The sequence below is a fragment of the Bradyrhizobium acaciae genome (assembly GCF_020889785.1).
GTDB lineage: Bacteria > Pseudomonadota > Alphaproteobacteria > Rhizobiales > Xanthobacteraceae > Bradyrhizobium > Bradyrhizobium acaciae.
Map to the genome: position 1 here is coordinate 1 of NZ_JACMYK010000012.1, position 15,183 is coordinate 15,183.

Below are 15,183 nucleotides of genomic sequence, written 5' to 3' on the forward strand. Positions count from 1 at the left end.
GGCCGCGCCCACGGCCGGTGCTGCGCCGCCGCCGGCAGCGGCCACCGCCTTCTCGCAGGCCGGCGACACCTTCTCCTTGTTCTTTTCGAGGCACTGCAGCGCCGATGCGCCGCCGGTCGGCACGCCCGCGCAGACCTTGGGATAATCGGAGCGGCAGGCGCTGCGGATCGCGGAGATCTGTGCGCTGCTTGGCTTTCCTGCTGCGGCCTTCGGTGCCGCCGTCTCGGCGGGCTTGGCCGTCGTCGCCGCGGGCGCCGCGTCGGTCTTGGCTGCTGCGGGTGCAGCGGCCGGCGTTTCCACGGCCTTCACTGCGCTGGCGCAGCCCGGTGCGAGGCTTGCCATGTTCTTCTGCAAGCATTGCAGTGACGCTTCGCCGCCCGGCGGAACGCTTGAGCAGTGTGCGATGTAGTCGTTGCGGCATTGCGACTTGATGGCGTCGCGCTGCGCCTGGCTCGGCGCCTGCGACAAGGCCGGCGCGGCGCTCATGATTGCCGCAAGCGCAAGCCATGCGGACAGCTTCGTTGCACGTGTCAACGCATTGATCATCTGAATAAATCCTCTCGTTGCGCCGGAAGCTTCCAGCTCAACTGAATGGCGTTTTGAAAATGTCTTGCTCTAACAACCTCGGCGAGCGCCATCATTTTCGCTTTCGAGTTCCGCTGCAAGCGGATTGTTGCTATGGATGCAGCATGCGGATTTTTTGCCCGCAGCGACGTCTTCGAATTAAGTCATTTGAATCGAGGCTCGGAAATGAGGCATGCGTACGCATCGGCACATTTCAGTCAGAGCGATTTTGTGCGGCTGCGAAATGCGAGACCGGCACGCGCCGCCTTGGTCATATCGGCTTTCGTCAGTTTAAGTGCCTGCGAGCAGAACAGTTTTGTTGCGCCGCCGCCGCCCAAGGTCGAAGTTGCGCCGCCGGTGCAGCGCGCCATCACACGTTATCTCGATGCCACCGGAAACGCCGCTCCGATCAAGACCGTTGATCTGGTCGCGCGCGTGCAGGGCTTTCTGGCGTCGATCAACTATCAGGATGGCTCCTTCGTAAAGCAGGGGACCACGCTGTTCACGATCGAGCCGGAGACCTACAAGCTGAAGCTGGAGCAGGCGCAGGCCGCCGAAGTCGGCGCGCAGGCGACACTGAAGCAGGCCGAGTCCGATTTCAAGCGGCAGCAGGATCTGGTGCAGCGCCAGGCGGTCTCGCAGGCGACACTGGAAAACTCGACCTCGACGCGGGACAACGCCCAGGCCAATCTGCAGCAGGCCCAGGTCAACACCAGGATTGCCGCGGTCAATTACGGCTACACCAACGTGGCGGCGCCGTTCGACGGCATCGTCAGCACCCATCTGGTGTCGATCGGCGAACTGGTCGGCGTGGCGTCGCCCACCCAGCTTGCCACCATCGTGCAGCTCGACCCGATCTACGTGAACTTCAACGTCAACGAACAGGACGTGCAGCGGGTGCGGGACGAAGCGCGCAAGCGCGGCATGACCGCGAACGATCTCAAGTCATTGCCGGTCGAGGTCGGCCTGCAGACCGAGACCGGCTATCCGCACAAAGGCAATCTCGATTACGCGTCTCCGACGCTCAACCAGTCGACCGGAACTCTGGCGGTTCGCGGCTTGATACCCAATCCCGATCGCGTGCTGCTGCCCGGCTTCTACGTTCGCGTTCGCGTGCCCTTCACCAAGCAGGACAACGCGTTGCTGGTGCCTGACGTCGCGATCGGCAGTGACCAGAGTGGCCGCTACGTGCTGGTCGTCAATGCCGAGAACGTGGTCGAGCAGCGCAAGGTGACGACCGGTCAGCTCGACGAGGGGCTGCGCATCATCGAGAGCGGACTGAAGGCCGATGATCGCGTCGTGACCGCCGGGCTGCTGCGCGCGATCCCCGGGCAGAAGGTCGATCCGCAGATGCAGAAGGCCGACGCGGCGCCGGCACCGGCGCCAGCCAAATAGGACGTAGCGCGCCATGATCTCGAAATTCTTCATCGAGCGGCCGGTGCTTTCCAACGTCATCGCGATCCTGATGATCCTGATCGGCGGCGTCGCGCTGTTCAATCTCGCGGTCGCGCAATATCCCGATGTGGTGCCGCCGACCGTGCAGGTGACGACGCGCTATCCCGGCGCGTCGGCAAAAACCGTGATCGACACCGTGGCGCTGCCGATCGAGCAGCAGGTCAACGGCGTCGAGGACATGCTGTACATGCAGTCCTACAGCGGCGCCGACGGCACCTACACGCTGACGGTGACCTTCAAGATCGGCACCGACCTCAACTTTGCGCAGGTGCTGGTGCAGAACCGCGTCTCCTCGGCGCTGTCGCAGCTGCCGACCGCGGTGCAGAACCAGGGCGTCACGGTGCAGAAGCGATCGACCTCGATCCTGCTGTTCGTGACGCTGACCTCGCCGAACAGGACCTATGACAGCCTGTTCCTGTCGAACTATGCCACCATCAACATCCGCGACGAGCTGTCGCGTCTGCCGGGCGTCGGCAACGTCACCGTGTTCGGTGCGGGACAATATTCGATGCGGGTGTGGCTCGATCCGAACAAGCTGCAGGCGCGCGGGTTGATGCCGCAGGACGTCATCCAGGCGATCCAGCAGCAGAGCCAGCAGGTCACCGCGGGCCAGGTCGGCGCGCCGCCCGCCCCGCAGGGGCAGGCGTTCCAGTACACGCTGAACGTCAACGGGCGGCTCGACGACGCGAGCCAGTTCGAGAACATCATCGTGAAGACCGGCAACGTCGGCGACGTCATCCGCATCCGCGATCTCGGCTCGGTCGAGCTCGGCGCGCAGACCTACAGCCAGGTGTTCTCGCTCAACCAGAAGCCGGCCACCGGCATCGGCGTGTTCCTGTCGCCCGGCGCCAACGCGCTGCAGGTCGAGAAGGAAGTGCAGAAGAAGGTGGCGCAGCTCGCCAGGCAGTTCCCGCAGGACATCCAATACGACACCCCGTTCGACACCACGAAGTTCGTCAACGCCTCGATCGAGGAGGTCTACAAGACCCTGATCGAGGCCGGCCTGCTGGTGCTGGTCGTGATCCTGGTGTTCCTGCAGGACTGGCGGGCGATGCTGGTGCCCGCGACCACGGTGCCGGTCACCATCATCGGCGCATTCGCGGCGATGGCCGCGCTCGGCTTCACCATCAACCTGTCGACGCTGTTTGCGATCGTGCTGGCGATCGGCATCGTGGTCGACGACGCCATCGTGGTGGTCGAAGGCGCCGCGCACAACATCGAGCGCGGCATGTCCGGCCACGACGCCGCGATCAAGGCGATGGACGAATTGTTCGCGCCGATCGTCGGCATCACGTTGGTCTTGATCTCGGTGTTCCTGCCGGCGGCCTTCCTGCCGGGGTTGACCGGCCGGATGTACGCGCAATTCGCCCTGGTGATCGCAGCGACCGCGCTGCTCAGCGCCGTCAATGCGGCGACCTTGAAGCCGACGCAATGCGCGCTGTGGCTGCGGCCGCCGGTGCCAGCGGAGCAACGAAATTTCTTCTACCGCGGCTTCAACGCCGTCTATGACCGACTGGAGCGCGGCTATACGCGGCTGGTCGGCGGCATGGCCGGCCATGCCAAGACCTCGGTCCTCGTCGCCCTGATCCTGATCGGGATTGCCGGCTACGGGCTGTCACGCGTGCCGACCGGCTTCATTCCGATCGAGGACCAGGGCTATCTGCTGGCCGCCGTGCAGCTGCCCGACGGCGCCGCGATCGATCGCACCCAGCGGGTGCTCGATCAGGTCACCGAGATCGCCCGCAAGACGCCGGGCGTCGAGCAGGTGGTCGCCATCGCCGGCATTTCCGCGCTCGACAACTCGTCGAGCCTGGCCAATGCCGGCGTTGCCTATGTGATCCTGAAGGATTGGGGGGCGCGCGGCCCCGGCGAGGATCTGCGCTCGCTGGTGTATGGTCTCAACGACAAGCTGGCGGTGATCCCGGAGGCGCGCATTCTGGTGATCCCGCCGCCGCCGATCGAGGGCATCGGCAACGCCGCCGCTTTGCCATGCAGGTACAGCTCCGTGACGGCAACGCCGATTACAGCAAACTGCAGGCGGTCACCGGCGCCGTCGTCGGCAATGCGCAGACGCAAAGTGCGCTGCAGCGGGTGCAGTCGTCGTTCCGCTCGATGGTGCCGCAGTTCGACGTCCAGGTCGACCGCGTCAAGACCGAGACGCTGCACGTCACCACCGACCAGATCTTCTCGACGCTGTCGTCCTATCTCGGTGCGAGCTACGTCAACCAGTTCACCAAGTTCGGCCGTACCTTCCAGGTCTACACCCAGGCCGATGCGCAATACCGCCTGACGCTGCGCGACATCGAGAACATGATGGTGCGCAACAGCAATGGCGACATGGTGCCGCTCGGCACCGTGGCCAAGATCACGCCGTCGGTCGGGCCGTCGCTGATCAGTCTCTATAATCTCTATCCGTCCGCGACGATCATCGGCCTGCCGTCGCAGGGCTACAGCTCCGGCCAGTCGATGACGCTGATGGAGGAGATCGCCACCAAGACGCTGCCGCCGGGCACCGGGTTTGAATGGACAGCGATGTCGTACCAGGAGAAGGAGGTCGGCAGCCAGATCTACTTCGTGTTCGCGCTGGCGCTGTTGCTGGTCTACCTCGTGCTCGCCGGACAATATGAGAGCTGGTACGCGCCGATCTCGGTGATCCTGGCGGTGCCGCTGTCGCTGCTCGGGCCCATGCTGGTGCTGACGTCGCTTCGGATCGAGAACAATCTCTACACCCAGATCGGCACCATCCTGCTGATTGCGCTGTCGGCCAAGAACGCGATCCTGATCGTCGAGGTCGCGCTCGAGCATCACATCCGCGACGGCAAGCCGGTGCTGGAGTCGGCGATCGACGCGGCGCGCGCGAGATTCCGGCCGATCCTGATGACGTCGTTTGCCTTCATCCTCGGCGTGCTGCCGCTGGTGCTGGCGACCGGCGCCGGCGCCAATGCCCGCAAGTCGATCGGCATCACGGTGTTCTCCGGCATGATCGCCTCGACCTGCCTCGCGGTGCTGTTCGTGCCGGCGTTCTTCGTCGTGGTGCAGAATTTCGAGAACTGGCGCAAGGCGAAGAAGGGCAAGACCGCCGCGCCGCAGCCGGCAGCGGAAGCGCCGAGCACGGCGCATTAGGTCCGCGCACCAAACTCTATCCCCGTCACCCTGAGGAGGCCGCGAAGCGGCCGTCTCGAAGGGACGACGGCCCGCCCGTCTCCGCGCCGCGGTATCTGGGCCGTGCATGCTTCGAGGCGCGCAAGAGCGCGCACCTCAGCATGACGGAACTGAGAGCTTTCGCTCTTACACCTTCACCATGCGCTTGCCGCGGTTCTCGCCGGCGAGCAGGCCGATCAGCGCCTGCGGCGTGTTCTCGATCCCGTCGATGACGTCCTCCTGCACCTTGAGCTTGCCCGAGGAGACCCAGGATTGCAGGTCGGCGAGCGCGGCATCGCGCTGGTCCATGTAGTCCATCACGATGAAGCCCTGCATGATCAGCCGTTTCACCACGATCAGGCCGGGCACGCCGCGCGGGCCGTGCGCCGAGGGCACGCCGTCATATTGCGAGATCGCGCCGCAGCAGGCGATCCGGCCGCGGTTGTTCATCTGCGCCAGGCAGGCCTCCAGAATGTCGCCGCCGACATTGTCGAAATAGACGTCGATGCCCTTGGGGGCCGCCGCGCGCAGCGCCTTGTAGGTGGCGCCGTCCTTGTAGTCGACCGCGGCGTCGAAGCCGAGCTCCGAGGTCAGCCAGTGGCATTTGTCCGCGCCGCCGGCGATGCCGACGACCCGGCAACCCTTGATCTTGGCGATCTGGCCGACGATCGAGCCGACCGAGCCGGCGGCGGCCGACACCACCACCGTCTCACCCTCCTTGGGCTTGCCGACATGGAGCAGGCCGAAATAGGCGGTCAGGCCGGCAACGCCGTAGACGCTGAGCAGATGTGTCATCGGCTCGAGCTTCGGCATCTTCGCCAGGTGCTTGGCGGGCACCGCGGCATAGTCCTGCCAGCCGGTGTCGCCGAACACGATGTCGCCGGGCTTCAGGCCGGGGTCATTCGAGGACACCACTTCGGCGATGCTGCCGCCGGCCATCACGGTGTTGGCTTCCACCGCAGCGCGGTAGGTGGCGCCGTGCATCCAGGCGCGGTTGGCGGCATCGAGCGAGATGTAGCGCGTCCGCACCAGCGCCTCGCCGTCCTTGGGCGCGGGGACTGCGCCTTTGGTCATCCGGAAATGCTCGGGGCCGAGCTTGCCGGTCGGCTTTTCGACAAGCAGGATCTGGCGATTGACGTTGTCGTTCATGGATGTCTCCCCTCACGTTGGTCGTTTCGCATGCAGTTTGACTGCCGCGCGCGCAGCTCATTGCACAGATTGTGCGCTGCATGAACGCTAGTCTGCGCGCTGGCATTCCACAACGGGAACATTCCGGCAAAGGCCCGCTCGGCCCGAAGCGTGTTGCGTAGCTGCGTAAATCTGCCACACTTGCCGCTCGTCGGGAACTTACGGGGGTAAGAATGTCGAACAGGTTTACGCAGTACATCCTGATTGCGATGGTCCTTGGCATCGCGATGGGGACGATCGTCTTCAACTATATGCCTGACAGCCGCGCCGAGATCGCAGCCGACGTCAACCTGATCGCGATGCTGTTCTTGCGCCTGATCAAGATGATTATCGCGCCCCTCGTCTTCGCAACCCTCGTCGGCGGCATTGCCCATATGGGAAGCGGTGCCAAGCTCGGGCGTATCTTCGCCAAGACCATGGGCTGGTTCGTCTCCGCCTCCTTCGTCTCGCTGCTGCTCGGCCTCGTGATGGTCAACCTGCTGCAGCCCGGCGCCAATTTCCCGGGCACGCTGCCCGACAAGGCGCAGTCCACCGGCCTGCCGGTCTCGGCGTTCTCGATCGAAAAGTTCCTGACCCATCTGATCCCCACCTCGATCGCGGATGCGATGGCGCAGAACGAGATCCTGCAGATCGTGGTGTTCGCGGTGTTCTTTGCGGTTGCGCTCGGCGCGATGCCTGAGCGGGCCAAGCCGATCATGAGCCTGATCGACGATCTCGCGCACATCATGCTCAAGGTCACCGGTTACGTGATGCTGTTCGCCCCGCTCGCGGTGTGGGCGGCGATCACGGCGACCGTGGCCAAGAATGGCCTCGGCGTGCTCTGGAAGCTGATCGTCTTCATGGGCGGTTTCTATCTCTCGCTGATGATCCTGTGGGGCATCCTGGTCGTCGTCGGCTTCATCGCGATCGGGCCACGCTACAGCCATTTGCTGCGGCTGATCCGCGAGCCCCTGATGATCGCGTTCTCGACCGCCTCCTCGGAGGCGGCCTATCCGAAGACGCTGGAGGGGCTGAACAGGTTCGGCGCCTCCTCGCGGATATCGGCCTTCGTGCTGCCGCTCGGCTATTCGTTCAATCTCGACGGCACGATGATGTACTGCACCTTCGCGAGCATCTTCATCGCGCAGACCTACCATATCGAGATGTCGCTCGGCACCCAGTTCGCGATGCTGGCGACGCTGATGATTACCTCGAAGGGCGTCGCCGGCGTGCCGCGCGCCTCCCTCGTCGTGATCGCCTCGACGCTCGGCCAGTTCGGCATTCCCGAGGCCGGCCTGCTGATGATCATGGGTATCGACACCTTCCTCGACATGGGCCGCAGCGCCACCAACGTGATCGGCAACTCGCTGGCGACTGCCGTGGTCGCGAAGTGGGAGGGCGAGCTGAAGGCCGAGCACGAGCTCGGGCCCGACGACGCGGTGCCGCAGGACGCGGTGCCCGGCGCCGTGATGGCCGGCCATTGACGGGAGGGACGCATGGATCGCGCCCGCTGGAGGCCGACACGGGCTGAGGCGCCTCTGCTGTCGACATGCCTGCTGTCAGCGTGCCTGCTGGCGGCAAGCCTGCTCGCCGGACCAGCCCTGGCACAGCCGGCGGGCGAGGGGCTCAGCCCCACGCTCGCCAACATCAAGGCCACGCACACGGTGCGGATCGGCTATCGCGAGAGTTCGCCGCCGTTCTCGTTCCTCGATCACTCCAACCGGCCGATCGGCTACAGCCTCGAGCTGTGCGACGCGATCGTCGACGAGATCGGGGCCGAGGTCGACGACGCCAATCTCAAGATCGATTACGTCAAGGTCACCTCCGACGACCGCATTCCGGCGGTCGTGGACAAGAAGATCGACCTCGAATGCGGATCGACCACGGCGAATTCGGAGCGCGGCAGGCTGGTCGCGTTTTCGCCGCTGATGTTCGTGGCCGGTACCAAGCTGATGGTGCCGAAAGCCTCAGGCGTCAACCAGGTTGCCGACCTGAAGGGCAAGACGTTGGTGGTGACGAAGGGCACCACCAACGAGCAGGCGATGCACAATGTCGACGCCAAGCAACAGCTCGACCTCAACATCGTGACCGCGGGCGACCATGAGCAGTCCTACCAGATGCTGGTGGACGGCAAGGCGGATGCGTTCGCGACCGACGACATCCTGCTCTACGGCCTGATCGCGCGGCACAAGTCGCAGGACAAATTCCGCGTCACCGGCGACTATCTGTCCTACGATCCCTACGGCATCATGTACCGCAAGGGCGAGCCGCAGATGAAGAACGTGGTCGAGCGCGCGTTCCGCAAGCTCGCCTCGAACCGCGACATCATCCCGCTCTATAACAAATGGTTCGTCGCCCGCCTGCCGACCGGCGAGAAGCTCAACGTCGCGCTGTCACCACAGCTCGAAGAAGCCTTCAAGGCGCTCGACGATTCGGCGGGCGGCGCGAACTAACTTCGCATTTCGACCTCTCCCCAAGTAGGTCCCAAGTGGGGGAGGTCGAAAGTCCGCCGCGGCTTCGCTCACCGCCAATAGCGATGCGACACATCCAGACACTGCCGGACCCAGAATCCGTTCACATGAATCAACTGGCATGTGCTCGGAGGTGGCTCCTTGATGATCGGGTAGCCGTGGATGTCGATATTCATCGGGGCCGTGACGCCGCGCCAGAACACGGCGTTGGCGGCCGGCGGATTGAAGGTGGCGATGAACGCCGCGACTGCGAGGAAGCTCAAAAGCAGTTTGCGCATAATCTGCATCCGGATCAATCAATGAGCGGAAGCGTACTCCCTTGAGCGGGATGAGCAAGCCGCGGAATCGATGAAACTGACCCGCACAGCGTCGCGCCCGCGTTAGGCGCCTCGCACCGCCATGCAGGCGAGCGCAACGATGCCGACCGCCGTTAGCACAACCATGACCTGGAAGATCGCGCGCCCAACAATAGCCCCCATCAACGCTCCATCGATCCGGCGGAATCTGGTTCGAGTTTCCACGCGCCGCGATCGCTCAGGCATAATCGGCAGGCAAAGTTCAATATTGGGATTTCCGAACGCGCCGCTTCACCGGCTAATGCCGCTCCGCGACGATTCGCTTGACCACCTGCGATAGCTCCGCTTCCATTTCGTCAATGATGTCGTGCAACAGGCGGGCGCCGAGCGGATCGGTCGTCTCTTGCTCCATCGTCTTGAACCGCATGACGTTGGCGCGTTGTTCGCGGACCTCATCTTCAACCGGTCGTGGAGAGGACTGATAGCTCCGCGCGCTCGGCGCTGCGTCAGCGCCAAAGGCTTCGCAAAAATCCTGATGCGACTGTCCAGCGTCCTTCATGAGTGTTGCCTCCTGGCACGACTTCCTTTCCCCAAGCCCGAGCCATTCGGCTCGTCGCTCATCGATGACTCCGACACCTCGAAAGTTGTTCCGGTTGGAACTTGCGAAGGCTTGGCGGAATTCGCCGGTCATTGAGTTTGGAACCAGAACTTTGGGCGTCCTCAGTCATTAATCAGAGTTGACCGATTGGAGGATGCCATGGGTTACGCTAGGCCAATTCGCCAAATCGCAGTCGTGGTTGAAGACGATACGATCCAGCGCGACATGATCGCGTTGCTGTTGGAGGAAGGTCACTTCGATGTCATCCAATGCGAAGACGCAGAGACAGCAGCGCTGGCCATCAAGAAGCGTCACCCGTCGCTGGTGGTCACCGACGTAAAGCTCACGGGCAAAATGGATGGCGTCGAGCTTGCTCGTCTGGCCATCGATTGCGACCCGGGAGTCCGGGTCCTGGTCATCTCGGGCCGACCTCCGGACAGCGCGCTGCCTGACGGCGTCAAGTTCTTCGAGAAGCCGGTTTATCCACCCACCCTGCTGCGAGAGCTGGCGTCGTAATTCTTGCGGATTGGGAGGTGGGCGAAAGCGCGTGGCGCGCTACTCACGCGAACACGGCGTCCAGCGCCGCCGAATACGCCGCTTCGACCAGCGCCGGTTGCCGGCGGCCCAGCGCTTCCATCTTCACGCCTGAATTCACCTCGAGCACTTTCCATACGCCGTCGACGCGCACGACGTCGATGGAGGCAAAGCGGATGCCGACGGCCTGCGCGGCTGTGACCGCCAGCGCAACGCAGGCGCCGCGTGTGGCGTCGTCCGTGAGCAGCACGGGCTCCGCACCGGCGTCGAGATTGTGCCGCCAGTTCAGCAGAACCCGTTCGCCGGCAGAGGGAATGGCGTCGAGCACGGCGGCGTCGAAATCCTCGGCCATGGTCTTGAGTTGTTCGGCCGTCGCGGCCGCCTGTGCCAGCGCACGTAACGACTGGATGCCGTCGCCGACAACCGACGGGCGCGTCTTGGCGTAGACGATCAGCGCGCGCGCATCGAGCAGCACGACGCGCACCTCGTCGGTGATTTCGACATAAGGCGAGATCGCAAGGCTTGGATGCGCAGCAAGGATGCGCGCGACTGCGGTCTCCAGCTGCGTTGGCGTCGTCACGCGGAAGACGAGTTCGCCGGATGTCCCCTGATTGGGTTTGACGACCAGCCCATGCGGATGCGCGTCGAGCAGACGCCGCGTCGCGTCCAGCGAGTCTGATCCTGGAATGTGCTTGCTGAGCCTCGCGCCGAGAAACAGCGTATGCGGAATCGCGGGGACGCAGGCCGATGCGAGCACATCCGCGCAGGCCGACTTGTCGTTGGCGACCTGATGTGCGACCGCGCTGTTCAGCCCGATGTCGTAGCCGATCGCAAGCCGCCGCTCGCTGCCCCTGGTCATGACGACCAGCCAGCCGCCGGACCGCACCTCGACGGCAACGGAGTGCGCCAAACAATATTTTTTGATGGTTTCCAGGAAGATTCGCTGGCTGATCAGGACCACGAGATCATTTTCCCTTCGCCGCGGTTTTCGTAGCAATTAATTGCCAGATCGGCCCTGATCTCAGCAAGTAAATTACGTGCAGCGCCACGTGTTAACGATGCCGCGGCTGAACCTCTCCGCGAAATCGAACGACTGCCATTCTGAGATCGCAATTGCACGCCAGTTGATCTTGACTATCTCACGCATTGGGGCAATGGAAACGCGAGATCTTCAGTGATTTCGGCCACTTCTGCGCCATCGCGAGCAGTCTAGAAATCAAACCATTCTAAATCTGGTCAGTCGAGAAAACGAAAACCCATGAGCGCGTTCTATCGAGAGAAAGTTCTTTCCGTTCAGCACTGGACCGATACGCTTTTCAGCTTCCGGGCGACCCGTGATTCCGGTTTCCGCTTCCAGAACGGGCAGTTTGCCATGATCGGCCTCGAGGTCGAGGGCCGGCCGCTGCTGCGCGCCTATTCGATGGCGAGCGCCAATCACGAGGAAGAGCTCGAGTTCTTCTCGATCAAGGTGCAGGACGGCCCGCTCACCTCAAAGCTGCAGAAGATCCGCGAGGGCGACACCATCCTGGTCGGCCGCAAGGCGACCGGCACGCTGATCACCGACAACCTGATCCCCGGCAAGCGGCTGATGCTGCTGTCGACCGGCACCGGCCTTGCGCCGTTCGCCAGCCTGATCAAGGACCCCGAGGTCTATGATCGCTACGACCAGATCCTGCTGGTGCATGGCTGCCGCCAGGTCTCCGAGCTCGCCTATGGCGAGGAACTGGTCGCCAAGCTGCGCGATGACGAGCTGTTCGGGCCGCTGCTGTCGGAGAAGCTCTCGTACTATCCGACCGTGACCCGCGAGCCGTTCCGCAACCGCGGCCGCATCACCGACCTGATCACCTCCAACCAGCTGTTCACCGATCTGCACCAGGGTCCGCTCGACATCGAGACCGACCGCATCATGATGTGCGGCAGCCCGGCGATGCTGGAAGAGCTGAAAGTGCTGTTCGAGACCCGCGGCTTCAAGGAAGGCAGTGGCAACACCCCCGGTCACTTCGTGATCGAGAAGGCGTTCGTCGAGCGCTGATCTTGCGTCGTCCCGGCGCAGGCCGGGACCCATTACCACCACTGCCTATTTGACGAAGGCTGGGGCCCCATCGGACTCCAGCCTTTTTCTTTTGTGGTTGGGTCCCGGCCTGCGCCGGGACGACGATGGTGTTTGTGGTGCGCACCATTCCCCCGCTACTATAACGCCTCCAACCCCGCGCGCCGTTTCCCGAACGCGGCGACCAGGGAGCCGCACTTTGTCCATCACCGATCCGGATGCACCGAAGACTGCCTTTGTATTTGCCGGCGGCGGCAGCTTTGGCGCGATCCAGGTCGGCATGCTGCAGGCGCTGGCCGGGCATGGCATCGTCGCCGACATGGTGGTCGGCTCCAGCGTCGGCGCACTGAACGGCGCCTTCTATGCCGGTGACCCGACGGTCTCGGGCGTGGCGCGGCTCGCCGAGATCTGGCGCCATCTGAACCGGCAGGACGTATTTCCGGTGACCTGGCGGACGCTGGTGAGCTTCCTGTGGCGGCGCGACTTCCTGATCCCGCACGATGGCGTCCGCAAGCTGATCGAGGACTACATCCCGTTCCGCAATCTCGAGGACGCGCGGATTCCGATCCACATCGTCACCACAGACATCATCAGCGGCGACAGCGTGGTGCTGTCGGAAGGCTCGGCCGCGGAGGCGATCGTCGCATCGACCGCGATCCCCGGCGCGTTCACGCCGGTGCACTATCGCGATCACTACCTCGCCGATGGTGCGATCTCCAGCAACACGCCGGTTGGCGTAGCCGTGGAGCATGGCGCAAAACGCCTGATCGTGCTGCCGACCGGGCATGCCTGCGCCAACCAGGCGCCGCCGGTCGGCGCGCTCTCCAACGCGCTGCATGCGCTGACGCTCTTGATCGCCCGGCAGCTTGTCAACGAGCTCGAGAATATCGGTCCCGGTGTCGAGTATTTCGTCGTGCCGCCGCTCTGCCCGCTGGTCGGCTCGCCCTATGATTTCTCCCGGACCGCCGATCACATCGCCCGGGCGCTCGACACCACCAATGCGTGGCTTGCCGGCGACGGCCTGAAGCCGGGCCACATCCCGCACGAATTGCAGCCGCACGATCATTGAAGGGCGGTGGGCGCGGTGCCGCTTCTTGGTGCAGTGCAAAAGTCGATTTCAAATCAATTTGGCCGGGTGCGGCAAGAGCACCCGCCCATCCGGGCGGTTGTCACATCTGTGACCGCTCGGCCGTATAACCGTAGTGCACTTGTTCCGCGAGTTGGATTAGGCTCACGGCCGACAGGGTAGTCAGGGCAGACCGTAGGGGATTTGATGGACACGATGCTGCTTCCGTTCTCGCCGCGCTTCATCGTGCTGACGATCTGCGCCGTCGTCACCACGCTCCTGCTGCTGGTTGGAATTTTCGACCACAAGGTCTTCAAGATCGTTCTGATCCCGCTGCTGATCTTCGGTGCGCTGACGTTGCTCGGCATCCGAGACCTGACGCAGAAGAACCACGCGGTGCTGCGCAACTACCCGATCTCGGCGCATATGCGCTTCCTGCTCGAGGAAATCCGCCCCGAGATGCGGCAATATTTCTTCGAGAGCGAGAAGGACGGCATGCCGTTCTCGCGCGACACCCGCGCGTTGGTCTATCAGCGCGCCAAGGCGGTGCTCGACAAGCGGCCGTTCGGCACGCAGGAGGACGTCTACCGCGAGGGCTATGAGTGGATGCACCATTCGGTGGCGCCGAAGCCGCGCGCCGAGGAGAAATTCCGCATCACCATCGGCGGCCCCGACTGCACCAAGCCGTATTCGGCGTCGGTCTTCAACATCTCGGCGATGAGCTTTGGCGCGCTGAGCCCCAACGCGGTGCGGGCGCTCAACGCCGGCGCCAGGAAGGGCGGCTTCGCCCACGATACCGGCGAGGGTGGTGTCAGTCCCTACCACCGCGAGATGGGCGGCGACATCATCTGGGAGGTCGGCTCCGGCTATTTCGGCTGCCGCAACCGCGACGGCACCTTCAATCCGGAGCTCTTCGCAAGCGTCGCGGGTGACGACCAGATCAAGATGGTCGAGCTCAAGATCAGCCAGGGCGCCAAGCCTGGCCATGGCGGCGTGCTGCCGGCCGCGAAGGTCTCCGAGGAGATTTCAAAGATCCGCGGCGTGCCGATGGGCGAGGACTGCATCTCGCCGGCCTATCACAAGGCGTTCTCGACGCCGGTGCAGATGATGGAGTTCGTGGCGCAGATGCGCAAACTGTCCGGCGGCAAGCCGGCCGGCTTCAAGATGTGCATCGGCCATCCCTGGGAATTCCTGGCGATCTGCAAGGCGATGAAGGAGAGCGGGCTCTATCCCGACTTCATCGTGGTTGACGGCAATGAGGGCGGCACCGGCGCCGCGCCGCTCGAGTTCATGGATCATTTGGGCATGCCGATGCGCGAGGGCGTCAATTTCGTCCACAACGCGCTGATCGGGATCGGCGCGCGCGACCGCATCAAGATCGGTGCCTCCGGCAAGATCGCGACCGCCTTCGACATGGCGCGCGCGATGGCGATCGGGGCTGACTGGTGCAATTCGGCGCGCGGCTTCATGTTCGCGCTCGGCTGCATCCAGTCGCTGAGCTGCCACACCGACCGCTGCCCGACCGGCGTCACCTCGCAGGATCCGATCCGCAACCGCGCGCTCTACGTCCCCGACAAGATCGAGCGCGTGTACAACTACCATCACTCGACCCTGCACGCGCTGACCGAGCTGCTCGCCGCCGCCGGCCTCGAGCACACCAAGGATCTGCGCCCGATCCACTTCTCGCAGCGGAGCTCGACCACCGACGTCCGTACTTTTGCGCAGCTCTATCCGACGCTGCGCCCGGGCGAGCTGCTCGAAGGTACCCAGGATCCCCGCTTCCGCGACGCCTGGGCGATGGCCCGCGCGGATTCGTTCCAGCCGGCGGGGTAGCGGCGCTC

12 protein-coding genes and 1 pseudogene are annotated in these 15,183 nt (G+C 64.0%); 8 read left to right on the forward strand and 5 right to left on the reverse strand.

The window, feature by feature from the left end; translation table 11 throughout:
• Positions 1–546 (reverse strand): cysteine rich repeat-containing protein (locus tag H8A92_RS08030; RefSeq protein WP_229195296.1); only part of this gene is annotated, 546 nt, incomplete at its 3' end.
• A 249-nt stretch (positions 547–795) separates the two neighbouring features.
• Here H8A92_RS08030 and H8A92_RS08035 point away from each other — a divergent pair.
• Entirely contained in the window at positions 796–1,959 is a 1,164-nt protein-coding gene (locus H8A92_RS08035; RefSeq protein WP_420831299.1) for an efflux RND transporter periplasmic adaptor subunit, read from the forward strand.
• Positions 1,960–1,972: 13 nt separating this feature from the next.
• Positions 1,973–5,142, forward strand: a pseudogene (locus H8A92_RS08040) (efflux RND transporter permease subunit).
• A gap of 165 nt (positions 5,143–5,307) precedes the next feature.
• Here H8A92_RS08040 and H8A92_RS08045 read toward each other — a convergent pair.
• Positions 5,308–6,309: an NADP-dependent oxidoreductase gene (locus tag H8A92_RS08045; RefSeq protein ID WP_229195297.1), complete on the reverse strand. Its 1,002-nt coding sequence runs from the start codon at positions 6,307–6,309 to the stop codon at positions 5,308–5,310.
• 212 nt (positions 6,310–6,521) lie between these two features.
• On the opposite strand from H8A92_RS08045, the gene H8A92_RS08050 reads away from it, so the two are divergent.
• Both H8A92_RS08050 and H8A92_RS08055 read left to right on the forward strand, forming a co-directional pair.
• Entirely contained in the window at positions 6,522–7,811 is a 1,290-nt protein-coding gene (locus H8A92_RS08050; RefSeq protein ID WP_229195298.1) for a dicarboxylate/amino acid:cation symporter, read from the forward strand.
• Between the two features lie 12 nt (positions 7,812–7,823).
• A complete protein-coding gene (locus tag H8A92_RS08055; protein WP_229195299.1) occupies positions 7,824–8,780 on the forward strand; it encodes an amino acid ABC transporter substrate-binding protein in 957 nt (318 codons plus the stop codon).
• 68 nt (positions 8,781–8,848) lie between these two features.
• Here the strand turns inward: H8A92_RS08055 and H8A92_RS08060 are convergent, their stop codons facing one another.
• On the reverse strand, positions 8,849–9,076 hold the full coding sequence (locus H8A92_RS08060; protein ID WP_163163361.1) for a hypothetical protein: 228 nt from the start codon (positions 9,074–9,076) through the stop codon (positions 8,849–8,851).
• Positions 9,077–9,392: 316 nt separating this feature from the next.
• The gene (locus H8A92_RS08065) at positions 9,393–9,653 is read right to left on the reverse strand and encodes a hypothetical protein (protein WP_229195300.1); all 261 of its coding nucleotides are present in this window, start codon (positions 9,651–9,653) and stop codon (positions 9,393–9,395) included.
• 198 nt (positions 9,654–9,851) lie between these two features.
• Here H8A92_RS08065 and H8A92_RS08070 point away from each other — a divergent pair, with 198 nt between their 5' ends.
• Entirely contained in the window at positions 9,852–10,208 is a 357-nt protein-coding gene (locus H8A92_RS08070) for a response regulator (RefSeq protein ID WP_229195301.1), read from the forward strand.
• A 43-nt stretch (positions 10,209–10,251) separates the two neighbouring features.
• Here the strand turns inward: H8A92_RS08070 and H8A92_RS08075 are convergent, their stop codons facing one another.
• Positions 10,252–11,187 (reverse strand): ATP-grasp domain-containing protein, encoded by a 936-nt coding sequence (locus H8A92_RS08075; RefSeq protein WP_229195303.1) that lies wholly within the window; start codon positions 11,185–11,187, stop codon positions 10,252–10,254.
• 297 nt (positions 11,188–11,484) lie between these two features.
• On the opposite strand from H8A92_RS08075, the gene H8A92_RS08080 reads away from it, so the two are divergent.
• From H8A92_RS08080 to H8A92_RS08090, 3 genes are all read left to right on the forward strand, one after another.
• Positions 11,485–12,258 (forward strand): ferredoxin--NADP reductase, encoded by a 774-nt coding sequence (locus tag H8A92_RS08080; protein WP_163154331.1) that lies wholly within the window; start codon positions 11,485–11,487, stop codon positions 12,256–12,258.
• Between the two features lie 217 nt (positions 12,259–12,475).
• On the forward strand, positions 12,476–13,345 hold the full coding sequence (locus H8A92_RS08085; RefSeq protein WP_229195304.1) for a patatin-like phospholipase family protein: 870 nt from the start codon (positions 12,476–12,478) through the stop codon (positions 13,343–13,345).
• Between the two features lie 204 nt (positions 13,346–13,549).
• Entirely contained in the window at positions 13,550–15,175 is a 1,626-nt protein-coding gene (locus H8A92_RS08090; protein ID WP_229195305.1) for an FMN-binding glutamate synthase family protein, read from the forward strand.
• The last annotated feature ends 8 nt before the right edge of the window (positions 15,176–15,183 follow it).

Coding starts and splice junctions, on each gene's coding strand:
- H8A92_RS08050 (WP_229195298.1), top strand. CDS start 6,522: ATGTCGAACAGGTTTACGCAGTACATCCTGATTGCGATGGTCCTTGGC.
- H8A92_RS08070 (WP_229195301.1), top strand. CDS start 9,852: ATGGGTTACGCTAGGCCAATTCGCCAAATCGCAGTCGTGGTTGAAGAC.
- H8A92_RS08060 (WP_163163361.1), bottom strand. CDS start 9,076: ATGCGCAAACTGCTTTTGAGCTTCCTCGCAGTCGCGGCGTTCATCGCC.
- H8A92_RS08090 (WP_229195305.1), top strand. CDS start 13,550: ATGGACACGATGCTGCTTCCGTTCTCGCCGCGCTTCATCGTGCTGACG.
- H8A92_RS08055 (WP_229195299.1), top strand. CDS start 7,824: ATGGATCGCGCCCGCTGGAGGCCGACACGGGCTGAGGCGCCTCTGCTG.
- H8A92_RS08045 (WP_229195297.1), bottom strand. CDS start 6,309: ATGAACGACAACGTCAATCGCCAGATCCTGCTTGTCGAAAAGCCGACC.
- H8A92_RS08065 (WP_229195300.1), bottom strand. CDS start 9,653: ATGAAGGACGCTGGACAGTCGCATCAGGATTTTTGCGAAGCCTTTGGC.
- H8A92_RS08080 (WP_163154331.1), top strand. CDS start 11,485: ATGAGCGCGTTCTATCGAGAGAAAGTTCTTTCCGTTCAGCACTGGACC.